Consider the following 16,431-nt stretch of genomic DNA (forward strand, 5'->3'; position numbering starts at 1 on the left):
AAATTTTAATTATTTTTTTGATGTAAAAACTTTTTCTATTCTTTTATCCGGAACAAGCCATAATAAAGCTACCGACAAATAAGCCAGTCCTGAGAACCATTCACTGTAAAAAGAACAAAGAATACCAATGAGATATAAAACAGCAGAAGCACTTCCTTTTAAATCATTGCCTATCGCCTTTGCCAGAACCGAATTTTTTCCTTCATTCACAATTATAACCCTCTGCAAAATAAAATAAGCTACTGCGGATAAAAACAAAACTGCTCCGTATAAAGTCATAGATGCCTGCGCAAATTTGTGTTCACCCATCCATCCTGTGGCCACCGGAATTAAGGAAAGCCAAAATAATAAATGCATATTTGCCCAAAGAATTTTTGCATTTACTTTAGACAAACTATGTAGCAAATAATGATGGTTATTCCAGTAAATTCCGACGTAAATAAAGCTTAGAATGTAACTCAAAAATTTTGGGATAAGCGGTTTTAAATCAGCAAACTCATGTCCGTGAGGCACTTTAATCTCTAAAACCATAATGGTGATAATAATAGCTAATACCCCATCGCTAAAGGCCTCCAGTCTAGTCTTGTTCATTTATAAAATACTGTTTCTAAGAATTATGATTTTACCACAGATTCCTATTATTAAAAAATCTGTGGCGTGTTTCTTTTAAATTTAAATTTTACCGTAATACATTGCTTTTACGATTCCGTCAGAAAGTCCAATTTTTGGAACATAAATCTGGCGGGCACCACTCCACTTCATCGCATTGAGATAAATACGTGTTGCATGTATAATTACGTCGGCACGGTCAGAATTCAGACCTAATTCAGCAATTCTTTGCTCGTAAGTCAACGAATTTAAAAAGGCATATTGTGAATTGATGTATATGTATGAAAGCGGTTTTTCCTGTTGCTTTCCTGACATTTTAAATAATTTATTGATATTTCCTCCTGAACCAATAAGGGTAACTTCTTCATAATCTTTGGTATTTGCTTTGATCCATTTTTCAATCTCATCCCAAACCACATCATGGACCATATTATTCAGCAAACGAACTGTTCCTGCCTTAAATGATCTCGAATTAATCATTTTTCCATCAGAAAACAGCGTAAATTCAGTACTTCCGCCACCTACATCCACAAAAAGATAAGTTTGGTCAGTTCTAAGCAAATGATGCAAATCTGTCGAAGCAATAATGGCCGCTTCTTTTTTTCCATCTATAATTTCAATTTTTATATCGGCTTTTTTCTTAATCAACTCTACAACTTCCTTAGCATTATAAGCCTCTCGCATTGCTGAAGTTGCAAAAGCCATATATCTTTCTACTTTATGAACTTTCATTAAAAGGTTAAATGCTTTCATGGCATCAACCATTCTGTCTATATTTTCTGCCGAAATTTCACCAACCGTAAAGGCATCCTGCCCTAGACGTATCGGCACACGAACAAGTGAACTTTTATTAAACTGAGGCTCTTTGCCTTCTTGTTCTACAACATTCGATATCAGAAGCCTCATGGCATTCGAACCGATATCTATTGCTGCATATTTTTTTATTTTAATCATGCTCACTTATGATTTGAAATTTAAATTTTATGTCGTTAAGTTTGTTTTCTGAATAGCTTCTTCAGCTATTTCTATTTTATTTTGGTAATACTTATATGTTTCCAGTTGTGCCCTAAAAGGAGCATGATGATTTCGGGCCTTATATTTATTATCTAATTTATAAGAATGATATCTCACTTTTACATTCCCTTTCCAAGCAATATTAAAATTATCTATCAGCTCTTTTTTAATAGACAAATCATAAATTGGACACGTAACTTCTACTCTTCCATCGAGATTTCTTGTCATAAAATCGGCAGATGATATGTATACTTCGTTTAATCCGGCATTTCCAAAAATATAAACCCTTGTATGTTCGAGGTAATTATCAACGATGCTGATTGCCTCAATATTCTCGCTCATTCCGGGAATTCCGGGGATCAAAGAACAAATTCCTCTTACCTGAAGCTGAATTTTTACTCCTGCATTGCTTGCTTCATATAATTTATCTATCATTTTAAAATCAGATAAACTATTCATTTTCAATTTTATATGTGTTTTTCTACCTGCCAAAGCATGCAAAATCTCACGATCTATAAGCTTAATAAACTTGCTTCGTGTATAATGAGGTGAAACAATTAAATGTTTGTAACGATGAACCCTGTAATTGATGTCAAAAAATTCGAATATTTTCGAAATATCCTTCAAAATTCCCTGATTACAGGTAAAAAGAGTTACATCTGTATAAATTTTAGCGGTAGCTTCATTAAAATTACCTGTAGAAATAAAGCCGTAACGACGTGTTTTTTCGTCTTCAACTCTTTCGATTACACAAATTTTACTGTGTACTTTTAAGCCTTTAATTCCAAAAATAAGCTCAATACCTTCTGTTTGCATTTGTTCTGCATATGAGATATTGCTGGCTTCATCAAAACGTGCCTGAAGTTCGATTTGAACGGTCACTTTTTTACCATTCTTGGCTGCATTTATCAAGGAACTGATAATTTGAGAATTTTTTGCCAAACGATATAAAGTGATTTTTATGCTGGTAACTTTTGGATCTAATGCTGCTTCCCGCAAAAACTTTGTCAGGTAAGAAAATGACTGATATGGAGCGTGTAACATATAGTCTTTCTTACTGATTTTCTCCAGAATACTTCCTCCTAAACTTAAACCCGGTATGGGTAATGGTTCATTTGGTTTATAAAGTAAATCGTATCTTCCTAAATTAGGGAAATTCATATAATCACGACGATTGTGATATCTTCCACCCGGAATTATACTATCTGTTTCTACGATTTTCATTTTATCCAAAAAGAAACGTAAAGTATCTTCTTCAATTTGACTGTCGTAAATAAAACGAACCGGCTCACCAATTCGCCTGTCTTTAACAGAAGTTGCAATTTTCTCAAGCATACTCTTACTCAAATCACTGTCTATGTCTAACTGAGCATCACGTGTGATTTTGATCATGTGTGCCGAAACACTTTTATAATCGAATATATTAAAAATATTTTTGAGGTTATGTCGAATAACATCATCAATTAAAATGACATAATGCTTCTCATCATCTGAAGGCAATACAACGAACCTATTAATTGTCTTTGGTATTTCGATTACGGCATAACGAATTTCGTCATTTTTATTCATTTCTAATCGAACTGCCAAATATCCTAAAGTATCTTTAAGAACAGGGAATTCGGCTAAATCATTCAAAATAATCGTTACTAATTCAGGGCTTAATTTTTGAACAAAAAAGTCTTTCAAATAATTTTCCTGCTCTTTTGTAATTTCATCCTCGGTAATGATAAAAATATTTTCAGCCTCCAGTTCCGCTTCGATATTACTTAGAATACGTAAACTTTCAGATTGCTGCTGAATTACGATTTCAGTAATATCTTTAATTAACTGATGAGCAGAAATACCTCCTAAATATTTTTCGCCGGAAATACCTGAAAGGCTCAATCTGCGGATTGCAGCATATCGAACTCTGAAAAACTCATCTAAATTGTTTGAAAAAATTCCAACAAAACGCAGTCTGTCTAAAAGAGGAACTGTATTATCTCCTGCTTCCTGAAGTACTCTTGCATTAAATGCTAACCAGCTTTTTTCTCTGTCGATATATTTCTGTTCGTGCACGTTATTTATTTTAAATCTTTGGGGAAAATTGTTTTATGGGTTATGCCTTTATTTATCGAATCCCAGCTTTCTGAATCGAATTGTAATGATACAAAACCAGAAGTTGGAACATTATCTATAAAAACATCTCCAAATTTATTAACAAAATTTGTAATAGCCTCGTTATGTCCAAAAAGAATAACGCTTTCTAAACTATTATCACATGATTTAATAACTTTTTCAAGATGTCTGTCGTCAAAAGTGTACAATTCGTCTCTGAATAAAATACTTTCTATTGGATAAGATAAGTTCTGTGCAAAAATTATTGCTGTTTCTGAAGCTCTTGCTGCAGTACTGCTCCAGATAATATAAGTTTTGGGGAGATATTTTGAAATAGCTCCTGAAACGCTATGGGCATCTAAAATCCCTCGTTTCATTAATGGTCTGTCAAAATCCTTTAAAGGAGCATCCCAACTTGATTTTGCATGACGTATTAAGATTAAATTTTTCATAAATAAGGATATTTTTAAATGTAGATACCAATAGAATTATTCAATTCCTAATTTACAAAAGAAATTTCAATAGGCTACGTTTTTTTTATTCTGTTAACATTTTGGATGAAATTTTATAAGGACATGAAACAGAATGATTTTTTTAGTTCAAAAAAAAGTGTTGTTCATCTGTTAAAATTATCCCTTTATCGATTTTATGAAAGCACAAGGATTAAACATATAAAATATTTACTGTCAATTATTTAAAATAAAATTACAGTTAAAAAAAGGAATAAAAAAATACAAAAAACCATTTTATTCTTGTTATAATTCTTTTAAAAAAGACAATTTACGTGAGTTATTTAACAAAAAAAACGCACTTAAACGTTTTTTCAGGTTAGTTACAGATAAAAAAACATAATTAAACCAATCCATATAATTTTGATTCATATATTTTCTGTTAAAAATTTGAGATAATCACAATACTACATTATTCCAAATCTATAAATCTAAAATGTTTTTTAATAGAATATCCCCAAAAATTCAATTTAAAAAGCAAGAAGTCAAAACATTTTAATCCTAACTTAATAAAATTAGAGATTATGAAAATCATTACTTATTTTTTTAAAAACATTAATATTAAAGGCGTTTTGATAGCATTACTTTTAATGTTTATTACAAATGGCTATTCTCAAAATACGTATGATGGAGATTACTGCCCAGGCCCTAGTACAGTTGGTGATGAATATGCAACTGGCACTGTTTATAGCACACTATTATTAGTTAGTCCTTCTTCAACGTGTCAAATTGGAACGATTCACGCTAAAGTTGACACTCAAAATCAAGTATTAAGATTAGGTATGGACATTGGTAATGGTGGTTCAGCACTTTTTAGATTGTACTTAGATACCAATAATAATTCTTTAACCGGATTAATATCAGACTCATTTGGAGGAACCATTAGTGTAGCTGGTGCTGAATATATCTTAGAGATTAATTCTAACGGAAATGGTTTTACTTTATATACAGGAAATGGAAATGTTAAAACTCAAACTAACGTTATTCCTCCAGGCCTTGCGGCGCAGTCTGGTAACGCAAATTGTAATTCTGGTGCTACATTTTTAGAGTTTAATATTCCTTTTGGAAGTTTAGGAATTAATATTTGTGATCCAAATAACCCTGGTATAATCAATATTACAAAATTAGCATCTGTTAGCGGGAACTCACCTAATTCAAGTCAATGTATTAATACCCCGCTTACTTTTGGAATTCCACTAAAAGGAACAGTTGGACCAAACGCGACTATTTGTTCAGGGGCTAGCAGCGCTTTAACAATAACCGGTCTCAATGCTAATTCTACTGTAAGTAAGTGGCAATCATCTGTTGCTCCATTTTCAGTTTGGGTAGATATTCCTAATACTGCAGGTTTAACAGCTTATAATACAGGTAATTTAACAGAAACTACATTATTCAGAGCAATATTTTCTAATTCAGGGTTATGCTCTGGAAATGCTATTGCTACAAGTGAAGCAACCATAACGGTAAATGCTCCTATTGGTTGTTCCATTGCTGGTACTTATGGTCCTGTATGTTTGTCTTCTTCTAATGTTTATACGGCTCCAGCCAATATGACTACTTATGCGTGGTCTTTGCCTTCAGCAACTGCAAATGGTGCTACAATTACATCTGCTTCAAATGCACAAAACGTAACTGTTTTAGCTGGTTCTACTTGTAGTACAACGTTTAAATTATTATTAACTACTACTTTAAATGGATGCAGTTCTACTTGTGAAAAAATAGTTACTGTTAACGACACAACGGCACCAACATGGACAACTACTACAAATGCCTTAAATGTAACTTTACAGTGTAGTGATCTTTCTGGTTTGGCAAATGCTCAGGCAGCAACTCCAGTCGCAACCGATAATTGTGGAGGAACCATAACGTATACCAAAACAAGCGGAAGCTTTGTAGCAGGTTCCTGTATCAACTCCGGAACTTACACCAATACCTGGGAAGCAAAAGATGTTTGCAACAACTTATCAACTACTTTTACTCAGGTAATTACAATTCAGGATACAACTGCACCGACATGGACAACAGCTGCAGCTTCTCTAGATGTAACTTTACAATGTAGCGATCTTTCCGGTTTAGCAACTGCTCAGGCAGCAGCGCCAATAGCTACTGATAATTGCGGAGGAACTGTAACGTATACCAAAACAAGCGGAAGCTTTGTAGCAGGTTCCTGTATCAACTCCGGAACTTACACCAATACCTGGGAAGCCAAAGATGTTTGTAACAATTCATCAACCATATTTACACAAACCATCACTATTCAAGATACTACTGCACCAATGTGGACAACAGCTGCAGCTTCCTTGAATGTAACGTTGGAATGTAGTGACCTTTCCGGTTTGGCAACTGCTCAGGCTGCAGCGCCAATAGCTACCGATAATTGTGGCGGAACTGTAACGTATACCAAAATCAGTGAAAACTTTACAGCAGGCTCCTGTGTTAACTCCGGAACTTACACTAATAGATGGGTAGCTAAAGATGTTTGCAACAACTCTTCAACTACTTTCACTCAAACTATAACTATTCAGGATGCCACTGCTCCGATGTGGACTACTATTGCAGGTGCTTTAGATATGACTTTAAAATGTAGTGATACCGCAGGTTTGACAACAGCTCAGACTCAGGCTCCCGTAGCTACCGATAATTGTGGTGGAACTGTAACGTATACCAAAACAAGCGGAAGCTTTGTAGCAGGTTCTTGTATCAACTCCGGAACTTATACCAATATCTGGGAAGCCAAAGATGTTTGTTTGAATACTTCAACAATATTTACACAAACCATCACTATTCAGGATACAACTGTGCCAATGTGGACAACTGCTGCTAATGCTTTGAATGTAACTCTGGAATGTAGTGATCTTTCTGGTTTGGCAAACGCTCAGGCTGCTGCTCCAATAGCTACCGATAATTGCGAAGGAACTGTTACGTATACCAAAACAAGCGGAAGCTTTATGGCTGGTTCCTGCGTAAACTCCGGAACTTATACCAATATCTGGGAAGCCAAAGATGTTTGTTTGAATACTTCAACAATATTTACACAAACCATCACTATTCAGGATACAACTGTGCCAATGTGGACAACTGCTGCTAATGCTTTGAATGTAACTCTGGAATGTAGTGATCTTTCTGGTTTGGCAAACGCTCAGGCTGCTGCTCCAATAGCTACCGATAATTGCGAAGGAACTGTTACGTATACCAAAACAAGCGGAAGCTTTATGGCTGGTTCCTGCGTAAACTCCGGAACTTACACCAATACCTGGGAAGCAAAAGATGTTTGTTTGAATACTTCAACAATATTTACACAAACCATCACTATTCAGGATACAACTGCGCCAATGTGGACAACTGTTGCGGCTTCCATGAATGTTACTTTACAATGTAGTGACACTGCTGGCCTAGCAACAGCTCAGGCTCAGGCTCCGGTAGCTACCGATAATTGCGGAGGAACTGTAACGTATACCAAAACAAGCGGAGAATTACAAAAAGGAAACTGTGGAAGTACAGGAACTTATACCAATACCTGGGAAGCAAAAGATATTTGCCAAAATACTTCTACTATTTTTACACAAGTAATTACCATTGAAGATAATGCAGCACCAACATGGATTACACAGGCAGGTACTTTAAATGTTACTTTACAATGCAGCGACACCTCTGGATTACTAGCCGCTCAAAATCAGGCTCCAACTGCAACCGCAAATTGTACTGTAGTTACTTATATTAAAACCAGCGGCGAATTCAGAGCTTCTCAAAGCTGTGCCAATGCAGGAACTTATACCAATAGCTGGATTGCAAAAGATGATTGTGGAAATGTTACGGATACTTTTATTCAAGTGATCACTATCGAAGATACTACAGCACCAACATGGGCTACTGAAATAGCTTCCTTGAATGTAACTCTACAATGCAGCGACCTTTCAGGTTTAGCAAACGCTCAGGCAATGTTCCCAACAGCCTCTGATCTTTGTGACACAGATGTATCGAATATCGTAAAAATAAGCGGTCAGTTCATGGCTTCTGAAGGTTGTGGAAATTCCGGAACTTACACCAATACCTGGACCGTGAAAGATGATTGTGGAAACACTTCCAATACTTTCACTCAGGTAATCACCATCGAAGATACCACAGCACCAACATGGGCTAGTGAAATGGCTTCCTTAAATGTGACTTTACAATGCAGCGATCTTTCTGGATTGGGAAACGCTCAGACAATGTTCCCTGTGGCTTCTGATCTTTGTGATGCCGATGTATCGAATATCGTAAAAGTAAGCGGTCAGTTCATGGCTTCTGAAGGTTGTGGAAATTCAGGAACTTATACCAATATCTGGACTGTAAAAGATGATTGTGGAAATACTTCTGATACTTTCACGCAAGTGATAACAATTGAAGATACTACTGCTCCGACTTGGACTACTGAAACTGCTTCTTTGAATGTAACTTTGCAATGCAGCGACCTTTCAGGATTGGAAAATGCGCAGGCAATGTTTCCAACAGCTTCTGATCTTTGTGATGCCGATGTATCGAACATCGTAAAAGTAAGCGTTCAGTTCATGGCTTCTGAAGGTTGTGGAAACTCCGGAACTTATACCAATATCTGGACTGTAAAAGATGATTGTGGAAATACTTCTGATACTTTCACGCAAGTGATAACAATTGAAGATACTACTGCTCCGACTTGGACTACTGAAACTGCTTCTTTGAATGTAACTTTGCAATGCAGCGACCTTTCAGGATTGGAAAATGCGCAGGCAATGTTTCCAACAGCTTCTGATCTTTGTGATGCCGATGTATCGAACATCGTAAAAGTAAGCGTTCAGTTCATGGCTTCTGAAGGTTGTGGAAATTCAGGAACTTATACCAATATCTGGACTGTAAAAGATGATTGTGGAAATACTTCTGATACTTTCACGCAAGTGATCACTATTGAAGATACTAGTGCGCCGATATTTACAGGAACACTTCCAACAGATATTACAGTTTCTTGCGACGCAGTTCCTGAGCCCGCCGTTATGCAGGCTTCTGATAATTGTAACGGCAATTTACCAATCATATTCACAGAAATAAAAACTGGTATTGAAAATGAATGTGCAACCAACTACACGTTAACCCGCACATGGTCAACAAGTGATTGCAGTGGAAATTCAGCTACTCATTTTCAAATTATAACTGTAAGAGACACAACTCCACCAACAGGCACAGCACCTGCAGATGTAACAAATTTACAAAATGTAGCTGCTATTCCTGCCGGAAGCCCTCAAGACATAATAAATGCATCAGACAACTGCAGCGAAAGCGTAAACATCTCGATAAGTGATTCGAATAATGGAGGAAGCGGCTGCGAAGGAAATGCATTTATCTTAACCAGAACTTATACTTTGACAGATTGTGCTGGCAATAAAACTGAATTGGTACAGAAATTTACTGTCGAAAATAAAATTTCTGTCATGGGAACGGCTTCAAATGTTACCTGTTTTGATGGTAATAACGGCTCTATTCTGGTAACCAATAGTCCAGGCTCTGTAGTCGTTATCAGAAATGAAAACAATGAAGTTGTTGGAAACACAGGTTTACGTGCCGGAGTATATACACTTACAGCAACATCGGCAGTAAACAATAACAATCAGGTTTGTTCTTCAACTGCTACTGTAACCATCACACAACCTTCAAACGTTATTATCAACCTTAGCAGTGAGGCCTGTAACGCAGATTCAACGCTCCTTAACTTATCCGGTTTATTGCCGGAGAACATATCTGCAACCGGAATCTGGACGGATACAAATGGTACTAATGCGTTACAGGGAAACATCCTGAATGTTTTTGGTCTTGCATTGGGGAATTATACATTTGAATATCGAACAACTAATGAAGATTGTCCAAAAAGTGTTTCATTAAACTTACTTGTAAATGATGACTGCAGGGTATTAGCCTGTGAGAATGTATTAGTTCATAATGCTTTCTCTCCTAATGGTGACGGTATCAATGATTTTTTCAAAATTGACAATATTGACCTAACAGACTGTTATCCAACAAATACTGTAGAAATCTATAACCGCTGGGGAATTTTGGTATTCGAAACTACAAATTACAATAATACCACCAACGCTTTTGACGGAACTTCCAGAGGCAGAACAACCATCAAACAATCCGAAGGACTGCCTACAGGAACATACTTTTACATCATCAATTACAAATCATTAGATGGTAATAACGCGCTTCAGTCTAATAAAAAAGATGGTTTTCTTTATTTATCGAAATAAATACAATTTGTAATTCAGTGCTTTCCCTGCGCCGAATTACAACAAAATAATGAATACAAAATCCTTGTTTGGGTAAGTGAATATTAGGGCTTATTGTTAAGGATTTTATTGTAAAAATCGTTAGTAATAATTGCAAAAAAAATATCTACTATGAGAACAAAATTATTTTCCTTCGCTATTATGTTTGTATCCATGGTAAGTTTTGCACAGCAAGATGCTCAATTTACGCAATACATGTACAATACCATAAACATCAACCCTGCTTATGCAGGTTCCCGGGGAGCCTTAAGCGTATTCGGTTTATACCGTACACAGTGGGTTGGACTGGATGGTGCTCCCGAAACAGGCTGTCTTTCTGTCAATACACCTATAAACAACAGCAATTTAGGCATTGGTGGTTCTTTGGTCAATGATAAAATTGCCCCTACAAATGAGACTAACTTCTCTGTTGATATTTCTTATACCGTACAGACATCGGCTGATTTTAAATTGTCTTTTGGTATTAAAGGAACAGCAAATATGTTCAATCTTGATGTCAATAAACTTAATCCGGATGTTTCAGGAGATCCACAATTTCAGGACTTTGATAATAAATTTTCTCCCAACGTAGGTGCCGGAGTTTACTGGCATTCAGATAAAGCTTATGTAGGTTTGTCTGTACCAAATTTTATCGAAACCAATCGTTACAATGACAATGATATTGTTATTTATAAAGATAAAATCAATTATTATTTTATGGCTGGTTATATTTTCGATCTGGACCAATATCAGTATATAAAATTCAAACCGGCCTTATTGACCAAAATGGTAGAAGGAGCCCCACTACAAGTAGATGTATCAGCCAATTTTATGTTTATCAACAAATTTGTAGTGGGTGTTGCTTACAGATGGAGTGCTTCTTTGAGTGCTATGGTAGGATTTCAGATTAGTGACGGACTTTATCTGGGTTATGGCTATGATCGTGAAACTACGAACTTAAACAATTATAACTCAGGATCGCATGAAATATTCCTGCGTTATGAATTCCTTAGTAAAAAAGGTAAAATAACAACTCCTCGTTTCTTCTAAAAATAGTTATTATGAAAAAGTTTATACTCCTTTGCTTCACAATAGTAAGTGTTTTTTCATTCAGATGTTATTCCCAACAATCGAAAGTAAACACTGCTGATAAAAAATACGATGGCTATGCTTATATCGATGCCATAAAGACCTATGAGAGAGTAGCCCGGAAAGGATCCAAGTCTGAAGATATGTTTAAAAAATTGGGAAATGCCTATTATTTTAATTCTGAGTTTGAAGGGGCTGCCAAATGGTATGGAGAATTATTTGCTATGAACCCAAGTCCGGAACCTGAGTTTTATTATCGATATGCACAGTCCTTAAAAGCAACAGGACAAACAGCCCAAGCTAATAAAATCCTTGACGAATTTAACTCCAAATATCAAAATGATAACCGTGGCAGACTTTATAAAGAAAATTTAAACTATCTGGATAAGATTAAAGCCAATTCAGGACGTTATAAAATTGAAGATGCCAGAATCAACTCTAAATATTCTGACTACAGCACTTTTGTAGCCAATAATAAAATCTATTTTGCTTCGGCAAGAGATACCGGTAATTTTTCGAACCGCAAACACAAATGGACGGGCGAATATTTTACTAATTTATATGTAACAGATGTAGATTCTGTCAAAGTAAAAAAATTCAGAACTACATTAAACACTAAATTTCATGAATCATCTCCCGTACTTACCAAAGACGGAAAAACAATTTATTTTACACGTAATAATTATATCGATGGAAAAAAAGGAAAAAATGAAGACAAAATTACTTTTATCAAAATTTACAAAGCAACTCTCGAAAATGGTAAGTGGACTAATATTAGAGAGCTTCCCTTCAGCAGCAACAATTACAGTACTGCTCATCCTGCACTTAGTACTGATGAAAAAACTTTATATTTTGCTTCTGATATGCCCGGAAGTATTGGGCAGTCTGATCTGTTTAAAGTCAGTATCAATAAAAAAGGTGAATATGGTACCCCTCAAAATTTAGGGAAATCGATTAATACTGAAGGCAAGGAAACGTTTCCGTATGTAAGCAATGAAAACGAAATATACTTTGCTTCTGATGGACATCCCGGACTTGGAGGACTGGATGTTTTTGTTGGCCAGATTGATACCGACGGAAATATTAGTGATATCCAAAACGTAGGAGCCGATGTCAATTCTCCAAAAGATGATTTTGCTTATATAATAGACTCTGGCACAAGAGAAGGTTATTTTAGTTCCAACAAAGATGGAGGCCGTGGTTCAGACGATATTTATAAGTTTCTGGAAACACGAAGATTAAAATGTATTCAGGAATTATATGGACTTATTACTGATGCCCAAACCGGGAGGATTTTGCCCGAAGCAAAAGTAAGCCTGTATGACCGAAACTTAAATCTTAAAAATACGACTATTGCCGATGCAACAGGAAATTATACTTTTTCGGTTGAATGTGCAGAAAAATATTATGTAAGAGCTGAAAAACCGGATTATGCTACAAAAGAAGTAAGTATTGAAATTCCGGATCAGACTGGAAAAACCAATCTTCCAATTGCTTTGGAAAGCATCAAATGCAAAGTTACAATTGGGGATGATTTAGGAAAATGCTTTGGCATAAAAATGATTTATTTTGATCTGGACAAATCCAATATCCGAGAAGAAGCGGCCTTGGATTTAGAAAAAATATTGGATGTTTTAAATCAAAATCCGAAAATGAAACTCGACATCCGTTCTCATACAGACAGCAGAGCAAGCCATAAGTACAACGAAGCTTTGTCAGACAGAAGAGCAAAATCTACCATCGAATGGCTTATTACAAATGGTGTTGACAAAAACCGTTTAACCGGCAAGGGCCACGGCGAAACACAACTCGTAAACCAATGTGCTGACGGTGTAAAATGTACAGAAGAAGAACATCAGGCAAACAGACGTAGCGAATTTATTATTACCGCATTATAAAAACAACCAAAAACCAATAACCACAGCTACCTTTCGGGGTAGCCTTTTTTTACAAATAAATAAGTCGTTGCAAACATGACTTTACAACGACTTAATAACTAAACCTGAATACTAACTTTGTTTCTAAATTTTTGCAAAAATATTGGTATAGTATTTTTTACCGGTCTCTGCATCAATTTTAACGGCAATCCCAAAATGGGTATAATCACCTTCTATATTTTCTTTATGTGTTGGACTAGCTAACCATGCCTGTAGCACAGCTTCTGCAGAATTAAAATTGTAAGCAACATTTTCACCCACTTTCTTAGCACCTAAAACATTAATGATGTTCTCTGATCGTGCTACGAAATCATTATGGTTAACTACTTTATTGGCAATCATATAATAATCATGCTCTTCAGATTTAAAAGAAATATGATTTACCTTTTCCAAAGCATTTAAACCAATGCTCATTCGGTATTTGTTAACCAATTGCAGAACTTCTAATTCGGTATCATTATAAGTATAATCACTTACGAGTTCAGAATCATTAACTCCTTCAGCAGTATCTGATGAACAGGAATTTGAAATAAAAACAAGTGCAAGAAGCAACATTGTCCGAAGCCATTTTTTCATAAATTGGTTGAGTATGTGTAAATAAATTGTGGGGCAACTTATTTAAATCTTTAAACAAAATAATTAATCATCGTTTTAAAAATAATAAAATTTGCGTCTAAAAACCAAAATTAATCGATGAAAAGCGCTATAAAGGCATTTTAACAAATAAAAAACTTACATCATGGAGCTAATCTGTCAATTTTCCATGTAAAATCAGACTGGCTGAAATAACGAATTCTGTCATGAAGTCTGTTAGCTCTTCCCTGCCAAAACTCTACTTCTAAAGGAGTTACCAAAAATCCACCCCAATGTGCAGGTCTCAGAACAGGTTTTCCTTCAAACTTAAGTTCCAGCTCTTTTAAGTTCTCTTCCAGAAAAGATCTGGACGGAATCACTTCGCTCTGGTTTGAAACGACAGCTCCTAACTTGCTTCCGTCAGGTCGGGAATCAAAATAATTATCAGAAATAATTTCAGAAGTTTTTTGGGCAATTCCTTTTATGATAACCTGGCGCTCCATTTCGTGCCAGAAAAAAGAAAGACAAACATGTGGATTTTGAGCAATTGCCTTTCCTTTCTCAGAATTATAATTGGTATAAAAAATAAATCCTTCTTCAGAAAATTTCTTCAGCAAAACTACTCTTGATTTCGGAAAACCGTCTAAACCAATAGTAGAAACTGTCATGGCGTTTACTTCTCCACTACCTCCAAAATCTTCAACTTCGTGAAACCATCTGTTAAAAAGATTAATAGGATCTTCCGGAATAGTACTTTCAAGCAGTTCGCTTTTCTCGTATGATCTTCTATAATTACTTAAATCATTCATTTTTTTTATTGTTACAAGTTAATTGTGAAATGTAAAATAACACCCCTAAAACCGAAAAACAGATTGCATTTTACTCTTTACACCACTAAAATTCAAACGAAACTCCATCATCTCCCAGAAGTACATTTGGAAAAATAGTTTCTGCCTCGTTTTTAAAAGGCTTAATTCCTTCGTATCGTGTCGAATAATGACCTAAAATCAATTGTTTAGCATTGGCTTTCAATGCAATTGCAGCAGCTTCTTTTGCTGTCGAATGTAGTGTTTTTTCAGCCAGAGCAGCTTCTGATTGCAAAAAAGTAGATTCGTGATACAAAACATCAACGTTTTCAATAATCGGAATAATGGCCTCGTGATAAACCGTATCCGAACAAAAAGCATAACTCATTGACGGAATCGGATCAAAAGATAATTTTTCATTTTCTATAACTGTTCCGTCGTCAAGTGTAACGTTTCCACCGTTTTTTATTTTTTGATAATAAGCAGTATGAATATTATAGTTTTGAACAGCTTCTACGTTTAGCTTTCTTTCTCCGGGTTTTTCCTGAAAAAGGAATCCGTTTGTGTAAACCCTGTGTTTTAGCGGAATTGTTTTCACTATAACTTTTTGATCTTCGAAGATAATTTCACTTTCCTTTGACTCCAGTTCATGAAAAAACAGCTGATAAGTCGTCCAGGATTCTGTAAGCTTTAATTGAAGAAGAATAAGTTCCCTGATTCCTTTTGGTCCATAAACATGTAAATCTGTAGTTCTTCCCAACAATGAAAAAGTCGAAATCGTTCCAATCAATCCATAAAGATGATCTCCGTGAAGATGCGAAATAAAAATGTGGTTGATTTTAGAAAATTTTATCTTATTCTTTCGAAGCTGTACCTGAGTTCCTTCGCCACAGTCAATCAAAAACAATCGGTTTTTAATTTCTAAAACCTGCGAAGTTGGATTAGTAAGCGTTCTGGGAGTTGCGGCATAACAGCCTAGTATTGTTAATTTCAATTTTATGTTTATTCGTTAATTTGGTAAATCGTTTAATTGTCTAAAATTAAATCAAATCGATTAAACAGTTAAACGAATAAACAATTAAATCAATTTTAGAATCCAAGATCTCTTTCAATTTCTTCCATTTCGATAATATCGTGCGCTTCCAAAAGAGAAGGCACAACAGTTAATTTATCAGAAATAGCATTAAAATCAAGATCTGAAACTACAATTACAAACGATTTTTTTGACTTTTTCTGCTGTTTTGAAATTGGTAAAAAAAGTTTCAAATCATTTTCTGTCAAAGCAGTATCGGCAGATAAATCGATAATAATATTGTGTTTTTGAAAGGTTTTAAACTGTTGCGTTACTTTTTCAAGGAAAGAATTAACATCTCCCTGAGTATCCTTAATGGTAACGGTATGTCCTTTTTGATCTACTTTCATTTTATAATTTGTGGGGCTTATATAAAAATTGATATTTCTGAGAGTAAAGGTACGAAGTTTTTTTGTTTCAGGTTTCAGGTTTAAAGTTTTTGCTTTGTTTCTA

General features: G+C 35.3%; 11 protein-coding genes. 3 read left to right on the forward strand and 8 right to left on the reverse strand.

Annotated elements, in window-relative coordinates; genetic code table 11:
- Positions 1-9 precede the first annotated feature (9 nt).
- The 4 genes from BXU10_RS17210 to BXU10_RS17225 form a co-directional block, all read right to left on the reverse strand.
- Positions 10-591 (reverse strand): TMEM175 family protein, encoded by a 582-nt coding sequence (locus tag BXU10_RS17210; protein ID WP_078228785.1) that lies wholly within the window; start codon positions 589-591, stop codon positions 10-12.
- Between the two features lie 81 nt (positions 592-672).
- On the reverse strand, positions 673-1,563 hold the full coding sequence (locus tag BXU10_RS17215; RefSeq protein WP_031453195.1) for a Ppx/GppA phosphatase family protein: 891 nt from the start codon (positions 1,561-1,563) through the stop codon (positions 673-675).
- Between the two features lie 27 nt (positions 1,564-1,590).
- Complete coding sequence (gene ppk1, locus BXU10_RS17220) at positions 1,591-3,681, reverse strand: polyphosphate kinase 1 (RefSeq protein WP_078228786.1); 2,091 nt, start codon at positions 3,679-3,681, stop codon at positions 1,591-1,593.
- A gap of 5 nt (positions 3,682-3,686) precedes the next feature.
- Positions 3,687-4,172 carry a histidine phosphatase family protein gene (locus tag BXU10_RS17225; protein ID WP_078228787.1) on the reverse strand — a complete coding sequence of 162 codons (486 nt, stop codon included), beginning with the start codon at positions 4,170-4,172 and terminating at the stop codon, positions 3,687-3,689.
- Positions 4,173-4,753: 581 nt separating this feature from the next.
- On the opposite strand from BXU10_RS17225, the gene BXU10_RS17230 reads away from it, so the two are divergent.
- From BXU10_RS17230 to BXU10_RS17240, 3 genes are all read left to right on the forward strand, one after another.
- On the forward strand, positions 4,754-10,483 hold the full coding sequence (locus BXU10_RS17230; protein WP_078228788.1) for a gliding motility-associated C-terminal domain-containing protein: 5,730 nt from the start codon (positions 4,754-4,756) through the stop codon (positions 10,481-10,483).
- A 150-nt stretch (positions 10,484-10,633) separates the two neighbouring features.
- Positions 10,634-11,551, forward strand: coding sequence for a type IX secretion system membrane protein PorP/SprF (locus BXU10_RS17235; RefSeq protein ID WP_078228789.1), 918 nt, complete (start codon positions 10,634-10,636; stop codon positions 11,549-11,551).
- Between the two features lie 11 nt (positions 11,552-11,562).
- A complete protein-coding gene (locus tag BXU10_RS17240; RefSeq protein ID WP_078228791.1) occupies positions 11,563-13,488 on the forward strand; it encodes an OmpA family protein in 1,926 nt (641 codons plus the stop codon).
- A gap of 123 nt (positions 13,489-13,611) precedes the next feature.
- Here BXU10_RS17240 and BXU10_RS17245 read toward each other — a convergent pair whose 3' ends face one another.
- From BXU10_RS17245 to BXU10_RS17260, 4 genes are all read right to left on the reverse strand, one after another.
- The gene (locus BXU10_RS17245) at positions 13,612-14,082 is read right to left on the reverse strand and encodes a CAP domain-containing protein (RefSeq protein WP_369803413.1); all 471 of its coding nucleotides are present in this window, start codon (positions 14,080-14,082) and stop codon (positions 13,612-13,614) included.
- A gap of 182 nt (positions 14,083-14,264) precedes the next feature.
- Positions 14,265-14,909, reverse strand: a complete 645-nt coding sequence (gene pdxH, locus BXU10_RS17250; RefSeq protein WP_031457509.1) for a pyridoxamine 5'-phosphate oxidase — start codon at positions 14,907-14,909, stop codon at positions 14,265-14,267.
- Positions 14,910-14,994: 85 nt separating this feature from the next.
- Complete coding sequence (locus BXU10_RS17255; RefSeq protein ID WP_078228795.1) at positions 14,995-15,900, reverse strand: ribonuclease Z; 906 nt, start codon at positions 15,898-15,900, stop codon at positions 14,995-14,997.
- A gap of 95 nt (positions 15,901-15,995) precedes the next feature.
- Positions 15,996-16,328, reverse strand: coding sequence for a ribonuclease Z (locus tag BXU10_RS17260; protein WP_078228797.1), 333 nt, complete (start codon positions 16,326-16,328; stop codon positions 15,996-15,998).
- Positions 16,329-16,431 lie beyond the last annotated feature (103 nt).

Source organism: Flavobacterium sp. LM4 (assembly GCF_002017935.1).
Taxonomy (GTDB): Bacteria; Bacteroidota; Bacteroidia; order Flavobacteriales; family Flavobacteriaceae; genus Flavobacterium; species Flavobacterium chungangense.

Bases quoted from the DNA above. Each gene is read 5' to 3' on its own strand.
- BXU10_RS17210 (WP_078228785.1), bottom strand. From the start codon at position 591: ATGAACAAGACTAGACTGGAGGCCTTTAGCGATGGGGTATTAGCTATT.
- BXU10_RS17215 (WP_031453195.1), bottom strand. From the start codon at position 1,563: ATGATTAAAATAAAAAAATATGCAGCAATAGATATCGGTTCGAATGCC.
- BXU10_RS17225 (WP_078228787.1), bottom strand. From the start codon at position 4,172: ATGAAAAATTTAATCTTAATACGTCATGCAAAATCAAGTTGGGATGCT.
- BXU10_RS17230 (WP_078228788.1), top strand. From the start codon at position 4,754: ATGAAAATCATTACTTATTTTTTTAAAAACATTAATATTAAAGGCGTT.
- BXU10_RS17235 (WP_078228789.1), top strand. From the start codon at position 10,634: ATGAGAACAAAATTATTTTCCTTCGCTATTATGTTTGTATCCATGGTA.
- BXU10_RS17240 (WP_078228791.1), top strand. From the start codon at position 11,563: ATGAAAAAGTTTATACTCCTTTGCTTCACAATAGTAAGTGTTTTTTCA.
- BXU10_RS17245 (WP_369803413.1), bottom strand. From the start codon at position 14,082: ATGTTGCTTCTTGCACTTGTTTTTATTTCAAATTCCTGTTCATCAGAT.
- pdxH (WP_031457509.1), bottom strand. From the start codon at position 14,909: ATGAATGATTTAAGTAATTATAGAAGATCATACGAGAAAAGCGAACTG.
- BXU10_RS17260 (WP_078228797.1), bottom strand. From the start codon at position 16,328: ATGAAAGTAGATCAAAAAGGACATACCGTTACCATTAAGGATACTCAG.